Here is a 24,682-nt window from a genome sequence, read left to right as displayed (position 1 = left end):
TTCCGTCAGGAGAAGCTCAGGCGGACGAAGTCCCGGAACAGCATGATCTGGCGCGGCAGGATGCTAGGGTCCTGATGGACCCGCCCGAGGATCAGCCCGCCCTCGACCAGCGTGATGACGCTGTCCGCCATGGCGTCGAGGTCGACCTCGCGCTTCGGCGGGTAGCGTTCGACGATCGCCTCAAAGCGCCGGCGGAAGCTCGTCCGCCAGTCGAGCATGCCCTCGATATTCATTTCGCGTATGCGCGCGCTGAACAGTTGGTCCTGGTAGCAGAACGTGGCCGCAAGGCAGCCGGGATGCGCCTCGGGGATGTTCGAAAGCGTCTCGGCGAACATCTTGAGTGCGGCCAGCATGCCGTGCAGCGGGTCCTCGATCAGCTCGTCGGCCCGGTCGAAAATGTCAGAAATCACCTTACGGTTGTGGACGAGGTAGCGGTCCATCAACGCTTCCGCGAGCTCAGTTTTATCGCGGAAATGGTAGAAAAAGCCGCTCTTCGTGATGCCCACGCCGGCGATCAGCTCGTCGATCGAGGTGCCGCCGAAGCCTTTGGCGAGCGTGGACGCCTCGGCGAGTTCGAGGATGCGCTCGCGAGTGTCGGTGCGGCGACGATCCGCTGCATGCAGCATGCGACCCTCCCCTCGGCGCTCTGACCTTGTCCGGAATGACTGTACCAAAGGTGCAGCCATTATTGGAACGTTCGTTCCGGACATCGGAGCTTCGGACCGAACATTCCGGCCAAACGTCTCTGCCGGCTGCACACTTTTGCGTGACGCCGAGCTGGACCACGGGTCCGCTAGCTTTCGGTCCCGGCGTGGATGATCGTCCAGCCCCATAGGCGCAGGATGAAAGCGCCCAACAACGTCATCAGCGGGTTCGAAACGCCATTATGTCTAAATACCGACACGCCCTTCCCCAACTCGGGGATACGCTCTTCCTGACCGACGGCGGAATGGAGACGACGTTCATCTTTCACCAGAAGATCGACCTGCCGCATTTCGCCTCTTTCGTCCTGATGGACGCCGAGGACGGCGGCGAGCGACTGAAGGACTACTATGCCCAATACGCCGTCATGGCGAAGCGGTGGGGTCTCGGTTTCATTCTCGACAGCCCGACCTGGCGGGCGAACCACGACTGGGGCGCCAGGCTGGGCTACGACGCAGCGGCGCTCGACGCGATCAACCGCCAGGCGATCGCGATGCTGAGCGAGTTGCGCGAGCGCTTCGACGCGCCTTCGGCGCCGGTGGTGACCAGCGGCACGATCGGGCCGCGCGGCGACGGCTACCAGGCGGCCGAGATGATGTCAGCGGCCGAGGCCGAACAGTACCACGCCGCGCAGATCGCCTCGTTCGTGGCTGCCGGCGCCGACATGGTCGCGGCTTACACGCTCACCTATCCCGAGGAGGCCATCGGGATCGCCCGCGCGGCGGACCGGGCCGGCGTCCCGGTCGCGATCTCGTTCACGCTGGAGACCGATGGCCGGCTTCCGGCCGGTCATTCGTTGCGCCAGGCCATCGAACTGGTCGACGCCGCAACGGGCGGGGCGCCGGCATACTACATGATCAATTGCGCCCACCCGACGCATTTCGCCGGCAGCCTCGACGACGAGGGCGAATGGCTGCTGCGGCTCAGGGGGTTGCGGGCAAACGCCTCCAAGCGCAGCCACGCCGAGCTCGATTCCTCGTCGGATCTCGACGCGGGCGATCCGGTCGAGCTCGGGCGCCAGTATCAGGCGCTGCGCAGCCGTCACCGCCAGATCACGATCCTTGGCGGCTGCTGCGGAACGGACTGCCGGCATGTCGAGGAGATCCGCTTCGCCTGCACGAGCGAGCTGCGCGCGGCGTGAGGCCCGCAGGCCGGCGGCGCCCTAACGCGCGCCGGCCTTCAGGGCGGCCGCGCCAACTTTACGACGGAGCGACGCCGGCAGGCGGCCGAGCGCGGCGCGCAGCCGCGGACGCAAGGTCTCAAGCCAGAGGCCGGCATAGAGCGCGCCCGCGATCGTCACCGGCCGGACATGGTCGCGGACCGGAACCGATCCGTTCGACCAGAGCCGCTTGTAGTGATCTGCGGGCGGAAGCAGGTCGATCGTCTCGAGACCCTGCGCTCCGCACCAACGAAACGTTTCTTCCATCAGTATCTTTCCGGGGCTGGCGGCCGCGAAGTCGCCGGCGACGACGCCCAAGAAGGCGTGGTAGCGCGCGCCTTGCACGAGCCCGATCTCGTAAGCCGCGGGCCGTCCCCCGACGCCGAGCCGGGTCGCGACGAGGCAGCGGCCGTCGCGCGGGTCCTTGGCCACGCGCGCGAACGCTTTCGCGAATTCCGGGTCGTCGATGACCGGACTCGCATGGCCGGCCGCCGCGAGCCAGCGCCGCTTCATCTCGACGGCGTCGCGAACCCATTCGCAGGCCTCCGCCCCGCGGCGGACCTCGAAGCCGAGCGCACCCTGCTCCGCCAGGCGCCGGCGCGAGCGGGCGCGTTCTCGCCTCTGCTTCGCGCCGCCGATTGCGTGCAGCAGGTCTTCGACGGGGCGTCCATTCGCGAGATCGAGGAACGGCGCTTCGAGGATCGGTCCGGTCGGTCGCGCGAACCGGCAGAGGGCGGACATGAGCGCCGAGCCATCGCGCACGCGCCGGAACTCCAGGACGTCGACATTGATGGCCCGGGCGAGCTCCCGAAGCGCAAGCTCGCAAAGCCTCGGCGCGACCTCGCGGGCGAGCAGGACGTCGCCATACTGGGCGAACGGGTCGCCCAACAGCATAGCGACCTTGATCCCGCTCCGTCTCGCGACCGCGATCGGAAGCGCGCAGACCAGACGTCCGGACTGCATCACGGTCGCGGTCAACACGCGCTCTCCGCGCGCCTCATGGTAGTGGGCGGCTGCGACCGCGAAGGCGAAGTTGAGGAACGGCGCGCCGTCCCGCGCGGTCGCCGCGAGGGCGCGCCAATCGCATTCGAGCGCTGAAATCCCGGACGACCCTCGGACGACGCCCGCGGTCGCGCTCGCGACGGACGCCGCGCATCGCGACTGCGAACGCAGAGGAAGGATCAATGAAACGGAAGTCATTAACCAGCCCCCTCCTTCCCTGCGCGGCCGGTTAATCATTATGACGACGCCGTCGGTTCGGCTATCTGTCAGCTATTCACTACTTCGTCAGGTGGTCGATATTACTCGGTCCGGAGTGTGTTAACCTTAACGGCGGTGGTTTACGGACGCCGAACGGGCCGACGGATCGGCAGGCTCTTCGGAAGCCGGGTCCGCGAGCCGGCGGCATCAAAAAGGACGTCGGCGCACGGGGTTTTCCACACGCTCACGCGGGCCCGCGCCGCGACGAACCTCAAGCGCTTCAAGCCTCTTCGCTCCTCGCCGTCGAATGGTTGCTGAAACGTTAACGATGTTTGCCAAATGCGGGATTCCGCGGTTCTCTAGAGTTAAGATCGCCGATAGCATTGTCGGCGCAGGAGTATGCCCCGTCGGGCGAAGCGTCGCGCGTCGGGGCACCAAGGGGATCGTCAGGAAGGCCATTTCTCCAGAGAAACGAATGGTTTGAGATCCGGCTTAAAGACCGGACGAGAACCTTCGGGCCTTTCCCAGCGACCAATTGTGTGTGGCGTGCGGACGCGAGGCGACGACGATGGCGAATGCGACACCGGCGAAAGACCCGGCTGAGGCGGCACTGTCGGCGATCGAGGAGGCGCTGAATCTCGTCTCGCCGCAGTCGAAAACGACCGTCGAGCTTCCTTCCGCCGGCAATCCGTCCGCGGCCGCCAACCCGGACCTCACGGCCGCCAGATCGTCGGAGCCCCGCCTCGATCCGCCGGCCGGCGAGCGGCGCCCGCCCGTCGACCGCAGCGGCAGGCGCGCGCCCGCCAATGACGACGCGCGCTCCTTCGCGCATCTCGTCTACGCGTTGCAGCGCAAGCCTTCGCGCGCGCCCTTCGTGGTCGCGACCGCGGCGGCGGTCGCCTGGGCCGCGCTCGGACTGATCTATGCGGTGACGGTGCTCGGCGTCGGCGGCGCCGAGTTCAACCTCGCCGACCGCGGCGCGCAGGCGCAGCTCGCCGTCGCGGCCCTCGGCGCGCTCGCCCCGATCCTGTTCTTCTACATGCTCGCGATGATGTCCTGGCGCAGCCAGGAGATGCGCATCGTCGCCCGCTCGATGACCGAGGTGGCGCTGCGCCTCGCGGAGCCCGAGACGACCTCGGCCGAGACCGTCACCTCGCTGGGCCAGGCGGTGCGCCGCGAAGTCGCCGCGATGGGCGACGGCATCGAGCGCGCGGTCTCGCGGGCCGGCGACCTCGAATCGCTCGTGCGCGGCGAGGTTTCGTCGCTTGAGCGCTCCTTCCACGAGAACGAGGTGCGGGTCCGCACCCTGATCGAGGAGATCCAGGCCCAGCGCGAGGCGATCGACGGCAACGCCGAACGGCTGCGCGAGACGATCGCGGGCGCGCATGATCTGCTGGCGCGCGACCTCAACGCCGCCGCAGGCGTCCTGACCGACAACATCTCCGAGTCCGGCGCCCGCATGACGGGCGACCTCGGAACCCGGAGCGGCGAATTCACCGACGCGATCCGCCGGGCGGGCGAAGAGATGCTCGAGGCGATCGGCGGCCGCGGCGCCGAGATGGTCGAGCGCCTCACCTCGAACGCCGCCGAGGTCGCGCGCGAGCTCGACGAGGTCGGACGCCGCGTCGCCGACACGCTGACCGAGCGCTCCGAGCTCGCCCGCGTCTCGCTCGCCTCGTCGAGCGAGACGCTGGTGCGCGCGATCGACGAGCGGGCGATGCTGGTCACCGACCGCCTCGCGGCCGCGAGCGCCGACTTCGACGACCGCGTCGCGCGGTTCTCGTCCGAGGCCGCCTCCGCGCTCGACATCCGCGGCCAGGCCGTGGTGGGCGAGATCGAGAGGGTCGGCGCGGCGGTCTCCGACCGCCTGGCCGAGCATTCCGACGCCATCATTGAACAGCTCGACCGCACCGGGCTCGGCGTGACGGACCGCTTCGCGGGCCGCGCCGAGGAGCTCACGGGCGCGCTCGCGGCCGCCGGCGCGCTGTTCCACGACCAGATGTCGGAGCGCGCCGACGACGTCCTGTCGACCCTCGCCGACCGCTCGCGCGAGATGACCGACGCGCTGGCCGACGCCGGCGCCCGCTTCCACGAGGCGATCGAGCTCAAGGCGCGCGCGGTGATCGACGCGCTCGACGACCGGTCGCGTGACCTCGTCGAGACGCTGGCCGCGACCGCGGAGTCCGTCACCGAAGCCTTTGGCGAGCGCGGCGATCGCTCGATCGAGGCCTTCGCGACCACGGCCGCGCGTCTCGCCGACGACTTCGCCTCGCGCGGAACCGCCTTCAACGACGATCTGGAGCGCACCGGCGGCCAGGTGGTCGCGCTGTTCGGGGATCGGTCCGACGTCGTGGTCCGCACGATCTCCGAGCGCGCTGACGACACCACGGCGGCGCTGCGCGCGCTCGCCGCGGACGTCGAGCAGTCGCTCGCCGCACGGTCCGACGAGGTCACGAACGCCCTGCGGGGCGCGAGCGACCGCGTCGTCGAGGACCTCTCGCTGCGCGGCGGCGAGATCGCCGAACGGCTCGACGGCGCCGGCCGGAGCCTCGCCGAGGAGATCGCCACCCGCGGCGAGGACCTGTCCGACCGGCTCGCCGAGGCGAGCGCCAGGATGCACGAGGCGATCGTCGTCCATGGCGGCGAGCTTGAGCGCCGCTACACGGAAGGCGGCGACCGCATCGCGAGCCTTCTCGAATCCCAGGGCCTCGAGGTGGCGGCCCGCATCGCCCGCGCCAGCGACCGGGTCTACGAGGCCGTGGTCGACCGCAGCGCGGCGATCGAGACCGACTTCGGCGAAGCCGGCGCCCGCATCGTCCAGGCGATCGACGGCCGGGCCCAGGAGGTCCGCGAGTCGATCGAGACCGCCGGCGTCACGATCGCCGACGTGCTGTCCGAGCGCAGCCAGATCCTGCTCACCAATCTCGGCGACACCGCCGAGCGCATCCACGACGTCGTGGTCACGCGCGGCGACGACCTCGAGCGTCGGCTCTCCGCCAGCGGCGAGCGCATGAACGAAACGCTGGACGCGCGCGCGGTCGCGGCCGAGGCCGCCTTCGACGCCGCCGCCGGCCGGGTCGGCTCCAGCGTCGACGTCCGCTTCAAGGCGTTCGAGGAACGTCTGTCGACGACCGGCGAGGCGGTCGCCGAGCTCATCGCGGAACGCGGCGGCGCGCTGACGGAGACGCTGAACGAGACCGCGGAACGCATCCACGACACCGTGGTCACGCGCGGCGGCGAGTTCGAGCGCCGCTTCGCGACGGCGGGCGACGAGTTCGCGGGGCGGATCGACGCCCGCGCCGGACTCGCCGAGGCCGCCCTGGCGGCGGCCGCGCAGCTCGTCACGGGCCAGGTCGGCGAGCGGCTCGGCGAGTTCGAGCAGCGCCTCGCCTCGATCAGCGAGGCGATCGCCGAGATCATCGCCGACCGCGGCGGCGCGCTGACCGAGTCGCTTGGCGAGACCGCAGATCGGATCCACGAGACGGTCGTGGCCAAGGGCGGCGAACTCGAGCAGCGGCTCGCAGCCGCTGGCGACGCGCTGTCGGGCAAGATAGACGCCCGGGCCCTTGCGGCCGAGGCCGCCTTCGACGCCGCGACCGGGCGTATTTCGACGGGGGTCGAGGACCGCCTCAAGGCCTTCGAGGACAGACTGTCGACCACCGGCGCTTCGGTCGCTGACATCATCGCCGACCGCGGCGGCCGGCTGACCGTGACGCTCAGCGACACCGCCGAGCGCATCCACGACACGATCGTGGTTCGGGGCGGCGACCTGCAGAAGCGGATCGCCGAGACCGAGACCCGTCTCATCGAGCAGATCGCGGCTCGTGCCGCGATCTCCGACGAGGCCTTCCGCAAGGCTGACGAGCGGGCCGGCCAGGCGATCGCGGAGCGCATCGGCGCCTTCGAGGAGCGCTTCGACATCGCAAGCGCGACGCTGGGCGACCGGCTCGCCTCCGAGATCTCCTCGGCCGAACGGATGCTCGCCGACGCGGCCTCCCATGTGGCGCTGCGCCTCGAGGACGGCGCTGCGGTGGCCAAGACCACCCTCGAAAGTTCGGTCGCGGGCTTCGGCGGCCTGATGGACCAGCGCGTCGTCGCGATCCGCGAGCGCCTGGACGGCCTCGCGGGCGAGATCGGCGCGGTCATCGGCCAGCGCGGCGAGAAGGTCGCCGAGGCCCTCGCCGTCGCGGCGCACCAACTCTCCGAAGCGATCTCGGCGCGCGGCGGCGCCGTGGGCGAGACGCTCGCGACGCAGCTCGCGGCGCTCGACGAGGTGTTCGGCACGCGCGGACCGGCGTTGGTCGACCGGCTCGGCCGGGAGACCGGTCGCTTCGCCGAGATCATCACCGACCGGGTCGCCGAAGTGGAGAACCGCCTTCGCGCCGAAGGCGGACGCCTCGCCTCGTCGATCGACGACAGGCTCGTCGCATTCGACGGCAAGCTCGGCGATCTCGACGGCCAACTGGCGGACCGCATCTCCGGCTTCGACGGCCGTCTGTCGGCCTTCGACCAGGCGACCCGCGCTCATGTCGCCGGGCTCGACGCCCAGGTCGCGCGCGTCGGCGACGAGATCGGCTCGCGCGCAGCCCTCGTCCATCAGAAGATCTCGGAGCTCGACGGCACGATCAGCCGCATCGACGGCGCGATGGTTGAGCGGGTCGCGGCGGTCGACGCCAAGGTCGCGGCAGTCGATGAGACGATCGGCGTTCAGATCGGCAAGATCGACGCCCGCGTCGGGACCCTCGACCGCGTCATCGGCGAGCGTCTCGGCGCCTTCGACGCCCGGGTCTCGTCGCTCGACGCGGCGCTCGGCGAACGGCTCCAGACCTTCTCGGCCCATGTGTCTGCGCTCGACGGCGCGATCGAGGAGCGCGTCGGCGCCCTAAACGAACGCGCGACCGCGATGAGCGACGCCATCGCCGAGAGCTTCCAGGGGCTTGACGAGCGCGCCCAGCGGCTGACCCGCTCGGTCTCGGTCCATGTCGCGGGCTTCGACGCCAAGGCCGCGGACCTCGAACGGGCGCTCGCGGAACGGGCGGACTCCTTCGCCGAACGGGCTGCGGACCTCGACACCCAGCTCGCCACGCGCTTCGGCTCCTTCGACGAGCAGATGTCGGCCCGCATGAGCGACCTCGCGCTCTCGCTCGAAAGCCGCATGACGCGGATCGACGACGGCCTGAGCTCGCGCACCCGTTCGCTCAACGAGACGCTGGCGCAGCGCACGCTCGAGCTCGCCCGCACGCTCGGCGAGGGCTCGACCGGCGTCGCGACCCTGCTTGCGAGCCGCGCCGCCGAGTTCGCGGCGACGCTCGCGGCGCGCACCGACGACCTCGTGGCGTCATTCGACGGCAAGGCGGAGGCGGTCAACCGCGCGCTCGGCTCCAAGGCGATCGAGGTCGCGGACACGCTCGACACCCGCATCGCGCGCTTCGAGATGACCGTGCTCGGCCGTCTCGACCAGGTCGGCTCCACGCTCGACGAGCGCGGCGGCGGCCTCGCCGACCTCATCGGCGAACGCGTCGAAGGCGTCACCCGCTCCCTCGCCGACGTCTCGGCCAAGATCGAGTCGGGGCTCGCCAAGCTCACCGACGACGTGGCCGAAGATCTGCGCCGACGGATCGAGGAGCTGTCGGCCGCGCTCGACAGCAACGGGGCCGGCCTGCTCGACAGGCTGGAAAGCCAGGGCGGCGCGGTCACGCGCGAGCTTTCGAGCGTCGGCGAGGCGGTGGTCAGCCGCCTCGACGAACGCTCGGCCGCCCTGGTCGAGACGCTCGGCGTCCGCGGAGAGGCGCTCCGCGAGGCGATCGACGCCCTGAACGGCGACCTCGTCGCGACCTTCGAGACGCGCGGCGCCTCGACCATCGCGAATCTCAACCAGGTGGCCGACCGTCTCAGGCTCACCTCGCAACGGCTCGGCGAAACCATGGGCGCCGAGACCACGCGCGCGGTCGAGCAGCTCGACGGTTCGAGCCTCAAGCTGCAGGAGGCGGTGACCGAGGCGACCTCGACGCTCGCCCGCACGATCTCGCGCGAAAGCAAGCGCGCCGTCGCCGAGCTGACCGAGACGCAGACTGCGCTCGCGGGCGAACTGGCCGACACCCTCACGCGCCTCGCCGACGCCAACACGGCGCTGCAGACCCTGCTCGACAACGCCGGGCGCAAGCTCGGCGCGGTCGAGAGCGACCTCTCCGGCCGCGTCACGGCCTTCGAGGAGATCATGGCGGACATCGCCGAGACCACGACGCGCACCGGCGACCGGGTCGGCGCGCAGGTCGCGTCGCTGCGCGACGTCTCGATGGGCGTGCTCGAGCGGGTCGGCGACGTCGCCCGCCAGCTCGAGAGCCAGACGGCGTCGATCTCCAAGGTCATCGAAACGCTCGACGGCACGCATACCCGTCTCGCGGGCGACCTCGAGGAACGTCGCGGCGCGCTAGACACGCTAGCCTCGGGGCTCGGGGTCAAGGCCAAGGAGCTCGGCGGCGTGCTCGAAGGCTTCGCGACCTCGATCGACGCCGCGCTGGCGAAGTCCGAGCAGCGCGCCACCAAGGTGGCCGAGGGGCTCGCGGCGCAGGTCGGCGCCACGACCCAGTCGATCGCGGGCGAATTCGAGAAGGTGCGGACCACGACCGAGAGCGAGCGCGCCAAAACCACCTCGGCGTTCAAGGCGGCCAATGACGACGCGGCGCGCGAGATGAACCGCATGCTCACGGAAGCGAGCGCGCGGTTCGGCGAGGTCGCGCGCGAGATGCGGACCATGACCGCGTCGATCCAGTCCGAGCTCGACACGACCCGCGAGCAGTTGAAGCGCGGCGTGCTCGAAATGCCCAAGGAGGCGGAGGAGAACGCCGCCGAGCTCCGCCGCGTCGTGGCCGAGCAGATCAAGGCGTTGACGGCGCTTGGGGAGATCGCCTCGCGGCACGGCGCGAGCTTCGACGTCGCCGAACGTCCGCGGGTCGCGGCGGCAGGCGCGGCCGCGCCGGTCCGCGCGGCGCCCGCCGCGCCGCAGGCGCGGGCGCCCCAGCCGCCGCGTCCGGCCGAACCTGCGCCGGCGGCCCCCGCCCCGAAGGCGCCTTCGGAAGCAAAGGCCCCGCCGCAACCCGCCGCGCAGGCCCCCGCGCCGAAATCTGCGCCCCAGCCGGCCGCCCAGCAGCCAAAGGCGGCTCCCCCGGCCGAACCGAAACCCTCGGCGCGCCTGCCGCGCGCCGAGGAGGACGGCGGCAGCTGGATTTCCGGGCTGCTCGCCCGCGCCTCCCGCGACGACGGCGAGATCGATCCGGTCCGCCGCAGCGAGGGTGGCGCGCAGGCCCGCGCCCAGCAATCGGCGACGATGGAGTCGCTCGACAATCTGTCGGTCGACATCGCCCGGATGATTGACCACCAGGCCGTGACCGACCTTTGGGACCGCTACCGGCGCGGCGAGCGCAACGTCTTCACCCGCAGGCTCTACACGCTGCAGGGCCAGCAGACCTATGAGGACATCAAGCGCAAATACGCCGCCGAGCCGGAGTTCCGGGCGACGGTCGACCGCTACGTCGCCGAGTTCGAGAAGCTGCTCGACGAGGTCGCGCCGCAGGGCTCCGACGACGCCCTCGCCCAGACCTACCTGACCTCGGAGACTGGCAAGGTCTATACGATGCTTGCCCACGCGGCCGGCAAGTTCGAGAGCCGCTGAGCCGTCCACGTCTGAGGAAATGCCCGCCGGCAGACCACGCCGGCGGGCTTTCATCCGTCCGGACGGTCAGAGATAGGCGATCATCCGCCCGAGCCCGGCGACGGTCACCCAGAGCGCGATCGAGGCCGCGGCCTGAAGCTTCGCGAGCCATGGCGCGAACAGGTCCCAGTCCGGAAGCAGCCTCCCCCACCAGAGCCGCAGCAGCGCCGCATTGGCCAGCGCCGCAGCGATCAGGACGAGCTTCGCGATCAGCAGCGCGCTGGTCGAGAGCGACTTCGCGTCGGCGACGAACAGCAGCGGCCCGGTGGCGGCCGCGAAGGCGAGGCCGGCAAGCGCGAAGCGGGTCAGCACGCGCGACGCCGCCGCGGCGTCGATCAACCCGCGGCCGAACCCCATCAGCCGGAGATCGAGCAGCATGATCGGGCCGACAAGCAGCGTCAGGCCGAGAAGATGCAGCAGGTTCGCGACCGGATAGGCGAACAGCGACTGGCGCATCGCGACGCCGAGCCAGGAGGCCTCGAGCGCCGCGGCCCATTCCGGGGCGTGGCCGGCGTGCTCCACGTCGGGATTCTCGGCTTAGCGCAGCTCGACCGTCTTGCCGCCCACGGTGATCCGCTCGGCGCGCATCTCCGGCTCGCCGTCGGACTTCGGATAGCCCTCGACCTTGACGGTCTTGCCCTTGGCGATGTCGGCCTCCGCGAGGCCGCGGGCGGTCATGCGCGAGGGCGGCGCCAGCACGATCTCCCAGCGCTTTCCGCCGTGGTCGAGCTCCAGCGAGCCGTGCGGATTGCCGTAGGAGGAGTCGATCACCGGACCCTCGATCACGAACATCTTCGACGAATCGTAGCTCGACCAGCCGTGATGGGCGAGCGCGGGCGTGGCGATCAGCGCGGCGAGGGAAAGCGCGCGAAACAGCTTGGTCATGGCCTTGGGGCCTCCGTCGCTTGTGTCGCGAAGGAGGTCGGGCGGCCAGAGCGCCGGGCAACGGTCCAGCGGATGACGCCTGCGTGAGGCGTCAGGCCGCCCCGCCGCGCCAGGCGACGAGATCGGCCAGCACCTCGCCGAGCGCGGCGTCGAGCGCGCGCGTGGCGTTGGGCCCGTCCACGGCGGCGACCGGCCGCCGCGCCGAGAACACCCGCGCGGCGACGATCTTGCCGGTCTTGTCGTTCACCACCTTGGCCGTGAGCTCGACACTGGCGGTTCCGGTCGCGGCGTCGATCTCGAAGGCGCGGAGCTCGCTCAACAGCTGGTAGTCGACCGTTAGGCGGTCGCCCGGCCGGCCGACCGACCGCAGCCGGTTCGAATTCTCGTAGGCTTCGATGATCTTGGACTGGACGAGCTTCGGCAGTCGGTCGGCCCATTGCGAGTTGGGCAGATAGGTCACGATGCCGGTGGTCGGCTTCACGACCACGTTCTGCCCGTCGAGAGTCGCGACCGCGATCGGTTCGGCCACGATGAGGTTACCGGCGAATCCGGCCGATCGCCCGGGACGGGACGGAGCGGTGAGGTCGAAGGTCTGCGGCGGCGGCGCGCTCGAACAGCCTGTGAGCGCGAGCGCCGCGAGCGCCAGCGCGCCCAGCCGTGCTTTCGCCCGACGTGAAAGGAACAAGGTCATCGGGCGCGATACTCCGGAACGCCGCCCTTGGTCCCGAACAGGAACTGCTGGGGGTTGCGTCTGATGTCGCCGAGCACGGCGTCGAGATTGTTGAGCGTGCGGCGGCCGTCGGCGATGAAGCCCGAAAGGTCGCGCTGACCCGAGCTCGACAGCCTTGTGATGCCCGCGGCGATCTCGGCGGTGCGGCCGTCGAGCTTGAGCGCGAGATCGCGGACCGCCTGGCTGGCCTTCTGGAAGTCCGCGACCGCCCCCTGGGCTTCGCCCGACCCGACCAGCTTGCGGGCGTCGTCGAGCAGCGCGTCGAGCTTGTCGGCGGTGCCGGTCAAGCGCCCGGAGATGTTGCGCGCATCGGCGATGATCTGGTCGACGGTCTGGCTGTTGCGGCCGAGCGCCTCGGCGAAACGGTTCACATTGTCGACGGTGGCGCGGACCTTGTCGCCGTCGATCGCCGAGACGGCGCGGTCGAAGCTCGCCACCGCCCGGTTGATGGTCGGACCGTCGATCGAGGTCGCGAGCCCCGTGAATCCGTCGACCGCCCGGTTGATCTTCTCCGGATCGATCGCCGAGATGGTGCGGCTGGCGTTGCGCGAGGCCTCCTCGATGGAGGCGATCGTCGAAGTGACCTTCGCCGGGTCGACCGACTGCAGGACCTGGTTGAAGCGGTCGACGGCCGCGTTCACGGTTTTCGGGTCCACCGCATTCACGATGCCCTGCACGCGCACCAGCACGTCGTCGACCTTCTGCCCGGAGCCGCGAAGCTGCTCGGCGAGCGCCGCGACCTGGGTCAGCGCCTTCTCGACCTGCGGGCCGGCCTTCTTCAGCGAATCAGTGAACGCGACCGCGTTCGACATGGTCTGGTCGACCTTGTTGACGTCGACGGCGCGCACGAGGTTCTGCACGTCGGTGACGAGCGGCACGAGATTGTCCGCGAGGTTGCCGATCTGCCGCGCCGCGACGCCCGTGTTCTGCATGAAGCTCTTGAGGTCGCCGGAATTCGCCGCGAGCGCCGAGGTGAACTGCTCGACATTCTGCAGCGACCTCTCGATCGAGCCGCGCGAATTGCCGACGAGACCCTGGATGTCGCCGAAGGTGGTGCGTGCCTGATCGAGCACCGTGCGGGCGCTCTCCAGGATGTCCTGGAACGCCGAGCCTTCGGCGATCAGCACCGGGGCGTTGTTGGGATCGCCCGATTCGGTGGTCACCAGCGGAAAGCTCTCGGCGGTCTGGGAGCCGCCCGTGAGCTGGATCACGGCGCCGCCGGTGAGGCCCGTCATCTCGAGCCGGGCGCGCGTGTCGGTGCGGATCGGGGTGTTCTTGAACACCTCGATGCGGGCCACGACCTTGGCCGGGTCCTGCGGATCGAAATTGAGGCTCGTGACGTCGCCGACCCGGATGCCATTGAACTGCACGCCCGAGCCCGGCGTCAGGCCCGACACCGCGCCCTGGAACTGGATGCGATAGATCGCGCGCTCGCTTGTCTTCCCGACCCCCGCGAACCACCATACGAAGCCGAAGGCCGCAGCCAGCACGGCGAGCGTGAAGGCGCCGACGAGAACGTGATTGGCGCGGGTCTCCATCGGTCTACTCTCCCACGCTCACGCCGCCGCGCCGATGCCGGCCGCGCGGGCGCGCTCGCCGCGGAAATACTCCTGCATCCACGGATCGTCGTTCCGCACCATCTCGGACATCGGACCGACGGCGATCAGCTTGCCGCCCTTGAGCGCGGCGATGCGGTCGCACACGGTGGTCAGGCTGTCGAGATCGTGGGTCACCATATACACGGTCAGCCCCAGCGTGTCCTTGAGCGTCATGATGAGCCGGTCGAACGCGTTGGCGCCGATCGGGTCCAAGCCCGCCGTGGGCTCGTCGAGGAAGACGATGTCGGGATCGAGCGAAAGCGCCCGGGCCAGCGCCGCGCGCTTGATCATGCCGCCCGAAAGCTCCGCAGGGAAGAGGTCGGCGGCCTCGGGCTTGAGGCCGACAAGCTCGATCTTCAGCCGGGCGATCTCGTCGCGCAGCTTGGCGGAGATATGGGTGTGCTCGCGCAGCGGCATCTCGATGTTCTGCTTGACCGTGAGCGAGGAGAACAATGCGCCCTGCTGGAACAGCACGCCCCAGCGGCGCTCGATCGCGAGCCGCTCGTCCCAGGTCGCCTTGTCCATATCGACGCCGAACACCTCCACCGTCCCCGCCTTCTTCGGCAACAGCCCGATGATGGCGCGCAACGTGACCGACTTGCCGGCGCCCGAGGGCCCCACCACGCCCAGAATCTCACCGCGCCGGACGTCGAGATCGAAGCCGTCGATGACGTTGCGCTCGCCGAAGCCGACGACGAGATCGCGGACTTTGATCACAACCTCGTGGTCGCCGCCCTTCGGGACGGGCGCGGCGCTCTCGGCGGGGGCCATCGTCAGATCCCCATTGCCGCGAAGAACATGGCGAAGACGCCGTCGAGCACGATGACGACGAAGATCGCCTTCACCACCGACGCCGTCGTCCGGGCGCCCAGTGATTCGGCCGAGCCCTCCACCTTCATGCCTTCGGTGCATGCGATGAGGCCGATCACGACCGCCATGAATGGCGCCTTGATGATGCCCACCATGAAGGTCTGGAACGTGATCGCGTCGTTCAGGCGCTGCAGGAAAGTGATCGGCGTGATGTCGCCATAGCCCCACGAGACGAGTCCGCCGCCAAACAGGGCGGACATCGACGCGATGAAGGAGAGCATCGGCATCGCGACCACAAGTGCGACGAGGCGCGGCAGCGCCAGGATTTCGACAGCGTCGAGACCCATGGTTTTCAGCGCGTCGATCTCCTCGCGCATCTTCATGGAGCCGATTTCCGCCGTGAAGGCCGAGCCCGAACGGCCGGCGATCATGATCGCCGTCAGGAGGACCCCGAGTTCGCGCAGCACCAGGATGCCGAGCAGGTCGACCACGAACAGCGTCGCGCCGAAGTTCCGGAGCTGGAAGATCGACTGTTGCGCGACGATCGCGCCGACCAGGAACGAGATCAGCGCGATGATCGGCACCGCACGCAGGCCCACGCGGTCGAGGTGGTGGACCGTCGAGGTGAAGCGGAACCGCCAGGGCGTGATCGCGAGCTTCGCGCAGACCGAGACGACCGCGCCGAGGAAGCCGAGCCCTCGTTTCACGTCGTCGCCCATCTCGATGACGCTCGCCCCGACGCCGGCCAGCAGATCGACAGCGCCGGAAGTCCGGCGCGCGGGCGGCGGCTTCTGCTTGGCGTGCTCGCGGAGCGCCGCCATCAGCCTTTCGTGCTGCGGCTTCACGGCGTGGAGCTCGGCGGTCGCGCCGGCGGCCTCGGCGGCCGCGCGCAACCGCTGGATCAGCAGCGCTCCGACGGTGTCGAGGCGCGCGACCTCCGCCATGTCGATCACGACCGACCGACCGTCGGCCCCGCTCAGGTTGAGAGCGTCGATCTTGTCCTGGAGCTCGTCCCCCGTGCGCGCCGTCCACGGGCCGAGCGGCGTCAGCACGAGACCTTCGTCGAAGGTCCCGACCGTCAGATCTGCGGCAGTCTCGTCAACATCCACGCGCGAACTGTCCGGGCCCGGCGACGCCGGGTCGCCTTGTCCGATGGGGGTCCGTCCTACTATTCAGGACGCGCGCAATCTGTCGAGGCTGGCGCCGCCCGGAGACCCCCCGTGGAGATCATAAGGCCCTACTTGTTGTTTCTGGGCGACGCCCCGGACCAGCTCGCCGCCAAGACTGCGGCCGGCGTCGTCGACTGGCGGCGCGACTGGTGCGTCGGCCAGATGCGCCTGCCCGGCTGCGGCGCCGATGTCGGCCTGCCGGACATGGACGTGGCCGAGGCCGTCCGGCAGGGCGCCAAGACCTTCGTGATCGGCGTGGTCAACGCCGGCGGACGGTTGCCGGAGCACTGGATCGACGCGATCGTCGAAGCGATCGGACGGGGACTCGACGTCGCGAGCGGCATGCATGTCCGGCTCGCCTCGTTCCAGCGCGTGGCCGAAGCGGCCCACGCGCATGGCCGAAAACTGTTCGACCTCAGGGCGTCGACCGAGCGTTTCGCGACCGGTAATGGCGAGAAGCGGCCCGGGCGCCGCGTGCTCACCGTCGGCACCGACTGTTCGGTCGGCAAGAAGTATGCGGCGCTCGCGCTCGAGGCCGAGATGCGCGACCGCGGGCTCGACGCCGAGTTCCGCGCGACGGGTCAGACCGGCGTGCTGATCGCCGGCCGCGGCGTCGCGATCGACGCGGTGGTGGCGGACTTCATCGCGGGCGCCGCCGAATGGCTCTCGCCCGCCGCCGCGCCCGGCCACTGGGACGTGGTCGAGGGCCAGGGCTCGCTGTTCCACCCCTCCTTCGCGGGCGTGACGCTCGGCCTGTTGCATGGCGCGCAGCCCGACGCCTTCGTGGTCTGCCACGAGCCGACCCGGAAGACGATGCGCAATGTCTCGCATGCGCTGCCCAGCATCGCGCAGGTCATCGAGGCGACGGTCTCGGCCGGCCGGCTCACCAATCCCGACATCCGCTGCGTCGGCGTCGCCATCAACACGTCGGCGCTCCCCGAGGCGGAGGCGCGGGCGACGCTCGAGAAGGCGGCCGCCGCGCATGGCGTGCCGGCGAGCGATCCCCTGCGCTTCGGGATGGCGACGATCGTGGACCGGCTGCTGGAGGAGTTTCCGGCGCCGCGCTGAGTCCGCTCAGCGCCTCTCGTCGCCCGCGTCGAACTCGACCGTCAGCCGGAAGATCCGGTCGAGATCCATCGCGATGTGGTCCGCGCTCTCGAACACCTCGAGCCGTTTCGGCTCCGCCGCGGCCTCGTGGAGGAGCCTGGCGTGGAGCACGGGGATGATCGCGTCGGCGTCGCCATGCATGATCAGGACCGGGGCCCTCACGCGGCGGATGCCGTCGATGGACGAGAAGCGGTGCCGGAGCAGCAGGCTGACGGGCAGATACCAGAAGACCTCCGAGGCGGCGTCCACGACCGAGGTGAAGGGCGAGATCAGGACCAGCGACCTCACGGGGTTCCGCGCCGCGAGATCGACCGCGACGCCGGTCCCGATCGAACGGCCGACGACCGTGATCCTCTCAGCCGGAACGTGCCGGGCAAGGAAACGGAAGCCGGCGTCGGCGTCGGCGTAGAACCCGGTCTCCGAGGGCTCGCCGCCCGAGCCCCCATAGCCGCGGTAATTGACGCCGAGCACCGAATATCCGGCCTTGGCGAAGCTCCTGAAGAAGCCGGCATAGGGCGGCAGCGCGTCGGCGTTGCCGTAGAAGAACAGGATCGCCTTCTCGCGGCTGGCGTTCTCGTGGAGCCAGCCGACGAGCGGAACGCCGTCCTCCGCGACCATCTCGACGCGGCGGAATTCGGCCAGCCCATAGGCCGCCGGAGGCCCGGTCTCGGGCGTCGGATGGAACAGGAAGGCCTTTTGCGCGAGGAACATGACGAGACAGAAGGCGGCGTATGCGCCGACGACGCCGAACGCGATCTTCGCGATGATCCACACCCGCTCGCCACTCCATTCGTTGACGGCTCATAAAGCCCGTTGAAGGCGGCCGAAGCGAACGCGCGCGGTCGAACGCATGTTCAAATCGGCGTTCGACCACGCTATCAGCAGGGCCTCGCATCGCTTGGGCGTCCCCCTCATGGCCCCTACCCTCACCACTCGTATCGAGCGCTGGCCGATCGTCGGCGCCTTCACCATCGCGCGTGGGTCGGTGACCGAGGTCGTCACCGTCGTGGCCGAACTCGTGGACGGCCCGCATCGGGGCCGCGGCGAGTGCCGGCCCTATCCACGCTATGGCGAGACGCCGGAGGGCGTGAAGGCCGAGATCGACGCGCTCGCGGCCGGGATCGCCGCCGGCCTCGACCGCGCCGCGCTGCAGTCGCGGCTGCCCGCGGGCGCCGCCCGCAACGCCCTCGACTGCGCGTTCTGGGATCTCGAGGCCAAGCGCGCAGGCACGAGCGTCGCCGCGCTCGCAGGCCTGCCCGAACCCGAACCGCTCGTCACCGCCTTCACGCTGTCGCTCGGCGCCCCCGACGCCATGGCCGAGGCCGCGCGCGCGGCGGCCGCCCGTCCGCTTCTCAAGGTCAAGCTCGGCGGCGGCGACGGTCGCGACCCCGAGCGTATTGCGGCGGTCCGCGCCGCGGCCCCGAAGGCCGAGCTCATCGTCGACGCCAACGAAGGCTGGACCGGCGCCGCGCTCGCCGAGAACCTCCGGGCCTGCGCGGCCGCCCGCGTGACCCTCGTAGAGCAGCCGCTGCCGGCCGGCGATGACGGGGCGCTCGCGACGATCGACCGGCCGATCGCGGTCTGCGCCGACGAGAGCGCGCATGACCGCGGGAGCCTCGCGCGCCTCATCGGGCGTTACGACGCCATCAACATCAAGCTCGACAAGACCGGCGGGCTGACCGAGGCGCTGGCGCTTGCGGCCGAAGCTCGCGCGGCGGGCCTCACCGTCATGGTCGGCTGCATGCTGGCCTCCTCGCTCGCCATGGCGCCGGCCGTCCTCGTCGCGCAGGGCGCGGCGATCGTCGACCTCGACGGCCCGCTGCTGCTCGCCCGCGACCGGGAGCACGGCCTTGTCTACGAGGGCAGCCTGCTGCGCCCGCCCGTTCCCGCGCTGTGGGGATGAGGCGGCATACGGGACATTCCTACCTTTTCGCAGGCGCGAAATTCGCTTTAGATGCACTCTCGTAGCGTCTGCGGCCCGAATCCGGCCGCGGCCCGGAGCGGATCGGAATGTCGGCCCTTACGCCACTCTCGCTCGAGGACTACGACGCGATCGCCTCCGCGGTGATGGAGACGGAGCGGGGCCGTTGGTTCCTCGCCGAGTTCGCGCGCCGCAATCGCACGTCGGACACCATGGCCGTGCTCGACGCGCTCGTGGCGCTCGAGGGGCGGCTCGCGTCACGGCAGAACGCGCCGCAAGGCTCGGCGGAGGCGGTGGGGCGCATCCGCGCCGCCGCATCCCTCGCCACTGGGATCCGCGAGACGCTCGCTTCCGTCCCGAGGCCGCGCCGCCAGGCGGGCCGGGCTTTGCGACAATGCGGCGAACTCGAGCGCGCCATCGCGCTGGCTCTCGAAGCTCTCGGCGAAACGCCGCGCCTCCTGGAGCCGCCGCAGGCTTCCGTCTCACCGGTCGCAGACGCCGCCGGCGGTTATGACGAGTTCGAGGACGACGCGTTGGTCGCGGAGCATGCGCTCGTCGACGGCGCCGTCGAGGAATCTGCCGCGCAGTTCGACACCGTGGCCGCGGAGACCGATCGGTTCCCCCGAGCCGTCATGCTGGTGAATGGCGAGGCCTTGGACCTGACGGACGAACACGCCGCAGCCCCGCTGGCGGCCTCCCCCTCCCCGTCCCCGGCCGCAGCCACACGGCCGGTCATGCCCAAGGCCTGGACGCCGGGCCTGCTGGAAAGCCTGTCCGAGGAAGAGAAGGCGATCCTGTTCGCCTGAGCCCGTGGACCTCGGGTCGCCGGGGCAAGTCCGCAACAGAACGACTTGCTCTAGGCGGTCAACCGTTTCGCCCGGCGGGCCATGACCGTCCTGACGTTTTCCACGAACATGCGCGCCGCCTCCGACCAGCCGTGCTGGAGCGCGACCGCCCGCGCCTTTTCCTTCGGGATTTCGAGCGCCGCGAGCGCCGCGGCCCGAAGATCCTCGTTCAGCGCCCCGGCGCCGGCGCCTGAACCGCTCAGCACGTCGATCGGACCGGTGACCGGAAAGGCCGCGACCGGCAGGCCGCTCGCGAGCGCCTCAAGGATCACGATGCCGAAGGTGTCGGTTCGGCTCGGGAACACGAAGACCTCCGCGGAGGAGTAGGCTTCGGCGAGCGCCTCGCCGTCGAGCGACCCGGTGAAGCGCGCGGCCGGGAACGCCGCGGCGAGCGCCGCGCGCGACGGGCCGTCCCCGACCACGACCTTTGACCCCGGCAGGTCGAGGGAAAGGAAGCCCTCGATGTTCTTCTCCGTCGCGATCCGGCCGACATAGAGGAACACCGGCCGCGGCAGGCCGAAGACGTCGACGCCGGGGCGGGGCCTGAAGCGATCGGCGTCGACGCCGCGCGTGCACCTCATCAGGCGTTCGAAGCCGCGCCCCGCGAGGTCGCGCGCGAGCGAATCGGTCGCGACCATCATCCCGTCGCCGGCGTTGTGGAAGCGGCGGAGCCAAGCATAGGTCCAACGCTCGGGAATGGGCATGCGCCGCCGCACATATTCCGGGAACCGCGTGTGGTAGCTGGTCGTGAAGGCGAGCCCTCGCCTCAGGCAGGCGCGGCGCGCCGCGAGGCCGAGCGGCCCCTCGGTCGAGATGTGGATGTGGTCGACCTTGGCGGCGTCGATCATGCCGCCGACCACCGCGGCGCGGGCGAGCGCCAGCCGGATCTCCGGATAGGTCGGCAGCGGGGCGGTGCGGAACGCCTGCGGCGTCAGCAGCACGATCTCCGCCCCATAGGTCGGCGCATGGGTCACGAGCTGCTCGATCGTGCGCACCACGCCGTTGACCTGGGGGCGCCAGGCGTCCGTCACCACCAGGACCCGCATGGGCCGACTCCGTAAAGGCCGCGCGCCGGTCAGGCGGCGACGGGGGCTCGCGTCTGCCGTTTGCTCCCGAAGTCGGCGGGTTCGACCGCCTTGCGGTCGGCCCAGCGGATCAGCTCGAGTCGGCCGTCGGCATGTTCGGCGATCGCGGTGCAGCTTTCCACCCAGTCGCCGCAATTCACATAGGCGACGCCGTTCATGTCGTGCATCGCCGCGTGGTGGATATGGCCGCAGATCACGCCGTCGACCTTGTGCTTGCCGGCTTCGGCCGACAACGTCTCCTCGAACTGCCCGATGAAGTTGACGGCGTTCTTGACCTTGAGCTTCGCCCAGGCCGATAGCGACCAGTAGCTCAGGCCGAGCTTGCGGCGGACCAGATTGAGGTAGGTGTTGACCGCGAGCGCCGTCTCGTAGGCCCAGTCGCCCAGGAAGGCGAGCCAGCGCGCGTGGCGCACGACCATGTCGAAGATATCGCCATGGATCACGAGATACTTCCGCCCGGTCGCGGTCTCGTGGATCGCGGTCTCCACCACCTCGATCCCGCCGAAATGCGTGCCGTAATAGTCGCGCAGGAACTCGTCGTGATTGCCGGGCAGATAGACGATCCGCGCGCCCTTGCGCCCTTTGCGCAACAGCTTCTGGACGACGTCGTTGTGAGCCTGGGGCCAGTGCCAGGACTGTTTCAGCCGCCATCCATCGATGATGTCGCCGACGAGGTAGATCACCTCGGCGTCGTGGTCCCGCAGGAAGTCGAGAAGCATCTCGGCCTGGCAGCCCTTGGTTCCGAGATGGACGTCGGAGATGAAGAGCGCCCGGAACCGCTGCGTTTCAGGTTCGTCCAGCAAATCGGCGCCTCGCGTGCTGCTCGCTGTCCGCCATAAGCCTGATTCGTCTCAGGCCTGTGACGAAGGTCCCACAGAGAGATAATGGGAGAGCGCGCGCAAAACGCCAGCGTTCCGCGAGCGGCGGACGCCGCGGACGCGCGGACTTGAACGGCGGATCGGCCGTCGCCAGATTGTCGCAAGACGGCGAGCCCTGCCCCCGGGGCGCCGCCGAACGGAGACGACGATGACCTCGAACCCCCCGATCGATGACGCCGCCGCCGTCATCCCTGGCGTGCCGCATCGCTGGACCGCCCTCACCATCGCCCTCACGGCGATCGGTTTCATCCTGTTCTGGCCGCTTGGGCTCGCGATGATCGTCTATGTGATCTGGGGCGAGAAGATCGCGGCTACGCTGCGCGGCTCGGGCGGCGCGCTCGATCGGGCGCGGCAGGCCGCCGACGACATCGGCCGCAATTTTCGCGACGAGTTCCGCCCACGTCGCGCCAGCGGCTGCGGCGCGCCGCGCCGGACCGGCAACGCGGCGTTCGACGCGTGGCGGGACGGCGAGCTTCGCAGGCTCGACGAGGAGCGCCGCAAGGTCGACGAGACCACGGCCGCCTTCGAGTCCCATCTCAGGGCCGAGCGCGGCGCCCATGACGAGACCCGCCAGCGCGAGGAGTTCGAGCGCTTCATGGCCTCGCGCGGCTGAAGCCGCGCCCCGAGCCCATCTCTCCGGCCGGCCCTCTGGGCCGGCCTTTTTGCCGAAAAGAGCAGGATCGCGCCCTCATGGATCTCGGGATCGCCGGCCGCACCGCCATCGTCTGCGCCTCGAGCAAGGGCCTCGGTCGCGCCTGCGCCGAGGCGCTCGCCGCAGAAGGATGCCGGGTCGTGGTCAACGGCCGTGACGCGCCCCGGCTCGAGAAGACGGCCGCCGAAATCCGCGAGCGGACCGGCGCCGAAATCATCGCGGTCACGGGCGACGTCGCAAGCCGCGAGGGACAGGACGCTCTGCTCGCCGCGGCGCCTGCGCCCGACATTCTCGTCAACAACAACGCCGGCCCGCCCCGCAAGGATTTTCGCGAGTTGAACCGCGACGCGATGCTGTCCGGCGTGGTGGCCAACATGGTCGCGCCGATCGAGCTCATCCAGCGGGTGATCGACGGCATGGCGGAGCGCGGCTTCGGCCGCGTCGTCAACATCACCTCGGCGTCCGTGAAGGCCCCGATCGTCGGGCTCGACCTTTCGAGCGGCGCGCGGGCCGGCCTCACCGCCTTCGTGGCCGGCGTGGCGCGCACGGTGGCGCACCGCAACGTCACCATCAACGCCATCCTACCCGGCATGTTCGACACCGACCGGCTGCGCGGCGGCTTCCCGGCCGAGGCGAAGCTCTCGGGCCGCACCGAAGAGGAGGTCGCGGCCTCCCGGATGGTCGGCGTGCCGGCCAAGCGCTTCGGCGACCCGACCGAGTTCGGCCAGCTCTGCGCCTTTCTCTGCTCGGCGCAGGCGGGCTACCTCACGGGCCAAAACCTCCTGATCGACGGCGGCAACTTTCCGGGCGCGTTCTGAGCGAAACTATCGCCCAGACGGGAATTTGGCCAAGGCGCGACAGGCGCGGCCACCCGTTTTCCAACTGCCCCTTACGCGGGAACGCCGGAACTCAGTATTTGGTGACGAGGGCCGCCGGGGCGTCGCCGCCGAACTTATAACGCACTGCGGCCGAAACGATGTGGACTTCCGACTTGGACTTCGCCGAATAGGGCAGTCCCACAAAGTCGGGATCGCCCGCTTTGATGTCGATCTTCGACTTGCCCGGCACAAAGATGTAGGAATATCCGAGATCGAAGGCCAGCCGGTCGCTGTGGTTGTAGGAGCCGCCGGCCGAAAGCCACCAGCGGTCGTCGTCGGGGAGCCTGTTGGAGCGCACCTTGTCGGTGATCGGCGACCACTCGTATGCGACGCCCGCGCGTCCAGTGAGGGCGGGCGTAAACCGATATTCGGCGCCGCCCGACACGAACCATCCGTCCTTGTAGCCGAACGGCAGCGTCGTCACGGTCGCGCCGCCCGTCCGCGCCTTGACCGCGACCGAGTCCAGCCGGCTCCAATTGGTCCATTCGCCGCCGGCGAGCAGAGTCAGATCCTCGGTCACCCGCTGGCGAAGACCGATGGTGACCTGCTCCGGCAGATCCACTTCGGCCTTGATCTTCACGTTCGGACCGGGGACCGAGAGATTGCCCTTCAGCTTGTGCTCGATCGAGGAGCGGAAGCCGACGCCGACGCTGGTTCCCTCGACCGGCGCGATCGTCATGCCGGCCGTGAAGCCGACCCCGATGTCGTCGCCAGTGAGGGTCGCGTTCTGCGAGCCTTGCGGCAGTCCGAGCGCCTGGCGCAGCTGGATGTCGAAATACTGGATCTGGACGCCGCCTGCGATCGAGAGCCAGTCGTTGACCTGATAACCGACCGTCGGCGCCGCGTTGATCGAGCGCACCTGGGAGGAGCGTGCGTAGGTCTGGCCGGCCCAATTGTGATGCGGGTCGGTGGCGAGCCCGAACGGCGTGTTGATCGACAGGCCGACTGAGACCTGATCGCTCACCCGATAGGCGCTGTAGCTGGCGCCGAGCAACGCGTATTCGCCGATGTCGCCGCCGTCGCGCGGCGTTCCGCCGAGAGCGCCCACCAGTCCCTTCGTGGCGTCGCTGACCTCGATCTTCGAAGACGGCGCGATGAAGGACAGGTGCTGTTCGCCTTGGAGATGCTCGACCTGATTGACGACCGCAGGGTTCCAGAACATGCCCGACAGGCTGTCGCCGCCGCCCGCCGCCATGCCGGCGAAGGACATGCCCTGGCCGGTCGCGCTCTGCTCCCGCAGCGCGAAGGCCCCCGCGTTCGCCTCGTGGGACGCGACGAGCGCGGCAAGCGTAACCACGCCGGACAGAAGCCTGCGGCGGCGACGGTACATGATACTGGACATGTGCGTTCCC

Annotated in this window: 19 protein-coding genes; 7 read left to right on the top strand and 12 right to left on the bottom strand. The window is 69.9% G+C overall.

Features of this window, described 5'->3' with window-relative positions; all coding sequences use genetic code 11:
• Window positions 1–5: 5 nt before the first annotated feature.
• Entirely contained in the window at window positions 6–626 is a 621-nt protein-coding gene (locus EK403_RS02820) for a TetR/AcrR family transcriptional regulator (RefSeq protein ID WP_128775992.1), read from the bottom strand.
• Window positions 627–886: 260 nt separating this feature from the next.
• Between EK403_RS02820 and EK403_RS02815 the strand changes: the two genes are divergently transcribed.
• On the top strand, window positions 887–1,843 hold the full coding sequence (locus EK403_RS02815; protein WP_128775991.1) for a homocysteine S-methyltransferase family protein: 957 nt from the start codon (window positions 887–889) through the stop codon (window positions 1,841–1,843).
• 21 nt (window positions 1,844–1,864) lie between these two features.
• Here the strand turns inward: EK403_RS02815 and EK403_RS02810 are convergent, their stop codons facing one another.
• Window positions 1,865–3,061: a GNAT family N-acetyltransferase gene (locus EK403_RS02810; protein ID WP_164919476.1), complete on the bottom strand. Its 1,197-nt coding sequence runs from the start codon at window positions 3,059–3,061 to the stop codon at window positions 1,865–1,867.
• Between the two features lie 568 nt (window positions 3,062–3,629).
• On the opposite strand from EK403_RS02810, the gene EK403_RS02805 reads away from it, so the two are divergent.
• Window positions 3,630–10,733 (top strand): apolipoprotein A-IV repeat region-like domain-containing protein, encoded by a 7,104-nt coding sequence (locus tag EK403_RS02805; RefSeq protein WP_128775989.1) that lies wholly within the window; start codon window positions 3,630–3,632, stop codon window positions 10,731–10,733.
• Window positions 10,734–10,799: 66 nt separating this feature from the next.
• On the opposite strand, the gene EK403_RS02800 is transcribed toward EK403_RS02805, so the two are convergent.
• From EK403_RS02800 to EK403_RS02775, 6 genes are all read right to left on the bottom strand, one after another.
• Window positions 10,800–11,294 (bottom strand): hypothetical protein, encoded by a 495-nt coding sequence (locus tag EK403_RS02800; protein ID WP_164919475.1) that lies wholly within the window; start codon window positions 11,292–11,294, stop codon window positions 10,800–10,802.
• A gap of 15 nt (window positions 11,295–11,309) precedes the next feature.
• Window positions 11,310–11,657 carry a DUF6152 family protein gene (locus tag EK403_RS02795; protein ID WP_128775988.1) on the bottom strand — a complete coding sequence of 116 codons (348 nt, stop codon included), beginning with the start codon at window positions 11,655–11,657 and terminating at the stop codon, window positions 11,310–11,312.
• A gap of 91 nt (window positions 11,658–11,748) precedes the next feature.
• Complete coding sequence (locus tag EK403_RS02790) at window positions 11,749–12,348, bottom strand: ABC-type transport auxiliary lipoprotein family protein (protein WP_128775987.1); 600 nt, start codon at window positions 12,346–12,348, stop codon at window positions 11,749–11,751.
• Window positions 12,345–13,925, bottom strand: coding sequence for an MlaD family protein (locus EK403_RS02785; protein ID WP_128775986.1), 1,581 nt, complete (start codon window positions 13,923–13,925; stop codon window positions 12,345–12,347). The genes EK403_RS02790 and EK403_RS02785 overlap by 4 nt, the downstream gene beginning before the upstream one ends.
• Window positions 13,926–13,943: 18 nt before the next feature.
• A complete protein-coding gene (locus tag EK403_RS02780; RefSeq protein WP_206659466.1) occupies window positions 13,944–14,756 on the bottom strand; it encodes an ABC transporter ATP-binding protein in 813 nt (270 codons plus the stop codon).
• A gap of 2 nt (window positions 14,757–14,758) precedes the next feature.
• Window positions 14,759–15,904, bottom strand: a complete 1,146-nt coding sequence (locus EK403_RS02775) for an ABC transporter permease (protein WP_128775985.1) — start codon at window positions 15,902–15,904, stop codon at window positions 14,759–14,761.
• A 111-nt stretch (window positions 15,905–16,015) separates the two neighbouring features.
• On the opposite strand from EK403_RS02775, the gene dgcN reads away from it, so the two are divergent.
• The gene (dgcN, locus tag EK403_RS02770) at window positions 16,016–17,032 is read left to right on the top strand and encodes an N-acetyltransferase DgcN (protein WP_128775984.1); all 1,017 of its coding nucleotides are present in this window, start codon (window positions 16,016–16,018) and stop codon (window positions 17,030–17,032) included.
• A gap of 6 nt (window positions 17,033–17,038) precedes the next feature.
• On the opposite strand, the gene EK403_RS02765 is transcribed toward dgcN, so the two are convergent.
• Complete coding sequence (locus EK403_RS02765; RefSeq protein ID WP_128775983.1) at window positions 17,039–17,845, bottom strand: alpha/beta hydrolase; 807 nt, start codon at window positions 17,843–17,845, stop codon at window positions 17,039–17,041.
• A gap of 139 nt (window positions 17,846–17,984) precedes the next feature.
• Here EK403_RS02765 and dgcA point away from each other — a divergent pair, with 139 nt between their 5' ends.
• Together dgcA and EK403_RS02755 are read left to right on the top strand one after the other, a co-directional pair.
• Window positions 17,985–18,974 (top strand): N-acetyl-D-Glu racemase DgcA, encoded by a 990-nt coding sequence (gene dgcA, locus EK403_RS02760; protein ID WP_128775982.1) that lies wholly within the window; start codon window positions 17,985–17,987, stop codon window positions 18,972–18,974.
• 230 nt (window positions 18,975–19,204) lie between these two features.
• Window positions 19,205–19,798 carry a hypothetical protein gene (locus EK403_RS02755; protein WP_128775981.1) on the top strand — a complete coding sequence of 198 codons (594 nt, stop codon included), beginning with the start codon at window positions 19,205–19,207 and terminating at the stop codon, window positions 19,796–19,798.
• Between the two features lie 50 nt (window positions 19,799–19,848).
• On the opposite strand, the gene EK403_RS02750 is transcribed toward EK403_RS02755, so the two are convergent.
• A complete protein-coding gene (locus EK403_RS02750; RefSeq protein ID WP_128775980.1) occupies window positions 19,849–20,883 on the bottom strand; it encodes a glycosyltransferase family 4 protein in 1,035 nt (344 codons plus the stop codon).
• A gap of 29 nt (window positions 20,884–20,912) precedes the next feature.
• The gene (locus EK403_RS02745) at window positions 20,913–21,725 is read right to left on the bottom strand and encodes a UDP-2,3-diacylglucosamine diphosphatase (protein WP_128775979.1); all 813 of its coding nucleotides are present in this window, start codon (window positions 21,723–21,725) and stop codon (window positions 20,913–20,915) included.
• Window positions 21,726–21,948: 223 nt separating this feature from the next.
• Between EK403_RS02745 and EK403_RS02740 the strand changes: the two genes are divergently transcribed.
• Entirely contained in the window at window positions 21,949–22,413 is a 465-nt protein-coding gene (locus EK403_RS02740) for a DUF2852 domain-containing protein (RefSeq protein WP_128775978.1), read from the top strand.
• 77 nt (window positions 22,414–22,490) lie between these two features.
• Window positions 22,491–23,270, top strand: coding sequence for an SDR family oxidoreductase (locus EK403_RS02735; protein WP_128775977.1), 780 nt, complete (start codon window positions 22,491–22,493; stop codon window positions 23,268–23,270).
• A gap of 91 nt (window positions 23,271–23,361) precedes the next feature.
• Here EK403_RS02735 and EK403_RS02730 read toward each other — a convergent pair whose 3' ends face one another.
• Entirely contained in the window at window positions 23,362–24,672 is a 1,311-nt protein-coding gene (locus EK403_RS02730; RefSeq protein ID WP_245479469.1) for an OmpP1/FadL family transporter, read from the bottom strand.
• Between the last annotated feature and the right edge of the window lie 10 nt (window positions 24,673–24,682).

Source organism: Hansschlegelia zhihuaiae (genome assembly GCF_004103825.1).
Lineage (GTDB): Bacteria > Pseudomonadota > Alphaproteobacteria > Rhizobiales > Methylopilaceae > Methylopila > Methylopila zhihuaiae.
Note: the sequence above shows the minus strand (reverse complement) of the source record. Positions and strands in the feature narration are given on the sequence as shown.

What these genes read in the sequence shown, in the direction of transcription:
- EK403_RS02755 (WP_128775981.1), top strand. Translation starts at nt 19,205, where the DNA reads ATGGCCGTGCTCGACGCGCTCGTGGCGCTCGAGGGGCGGCTCGCGTCA.
- EK403_RS02810 (WP_164919476.1), bottom strand. Translation starts at nt 3,061, where the DNA reads ATGACTTCCGTTTCATTGATCCTTCCTCTGCGTTCGCAGTCGCGATGC.
- EK403_RS02795 (WP_128775988.1), bottom strand. Translation starts at nt 11,657, where the DNA reads ATGACCAAGCTGTTTCGCGCGCTTTCCCTCGCCGCGCTGATCGCCACG.
- EK403_RS02735 (WP_128775977.1), top strand. Translation starts at nt 22,491, where the DNA reads ATGGATCTCGGGATCGCCGGCCGCACCGCCATCGTCTGCGCCTCGAGC.
- dgcA (WP_128775982.1), top strand. Translation starts at nt 17,985, where the DNA reads ATGGCCCCTACCCTCACCACTCGTATCGAGCGCTGGCCGATCGTCGGC.
- EK403_RS02730 (WP_245479469.1), bottom strand. Translation starts at nt 24,672, where the DNA reads ATGTCCAGTATCATGTACCGTCGCCGCCGCAGGCTTCTGTCCGGCGTG.
- EK403_RS02815 (WP_128775991.1), top strand. Translation starts at nt 887, where the DNA reads ATGTCTAAATACCGACACGCCCTTCCCCAACTCGGGGATACGCTCTTC.
- EK403_RS02740 (WP_128775978.1), top strand. Translation starts at nt 21,949, where the DNA reads ATGACCTCGAACCCCCCGATCGATGACGCCGCCGCCGTCATCCCTGGC.
- EK403_RS02820 (WP_128775992.1), bottom strand. Translation starts at nt 626, where the DNA reads ATGCTGCATGCAGCGGATCGTCGCCGCACCGACACTCGCGAGCGCATC.
- EK403_RS02785 (WP_128775986.1), bottom strand. Translation starts at nt 13,925, where the DNA reads ATGGAGACCCGCGCCAATCACGTTCTCGTCGGCGCCTTCACGCTCGCC.
- EK403_RS02790 (WP_128775987.1), bottom strand. Translation starts at nt 12,348, where the DNA reads ATGACCTTGTTCCTTTCACGTCGGGCGAAAGCACGGCTGGGCGCGCTG.
- EK403_RS02805 (WP_128775989.1), top strand. Translation starts at nt 3,630, where the DNA reads ATGGCGAATGCGACACCGGCGAAAGACCCGGCTGAGGCGGCACTGTCG.
- EK403_RS02780 (WP_206659466.1), bottom strand. Translation starts at nt 14,756, where the DNA reads ATGGCCCCCGCCGAGAGCGCCGCGCCCGTCCCGAAGGGCGGCGACCAC.
- EK403_RS02750 (WP_128775980.1), bottom strand. Translation starts at nt 20,883, where the DNA reads ATGCGGGTCCTGGTGGTGACGGACGCCTGGCGCCCCCAGGTCAACGGC.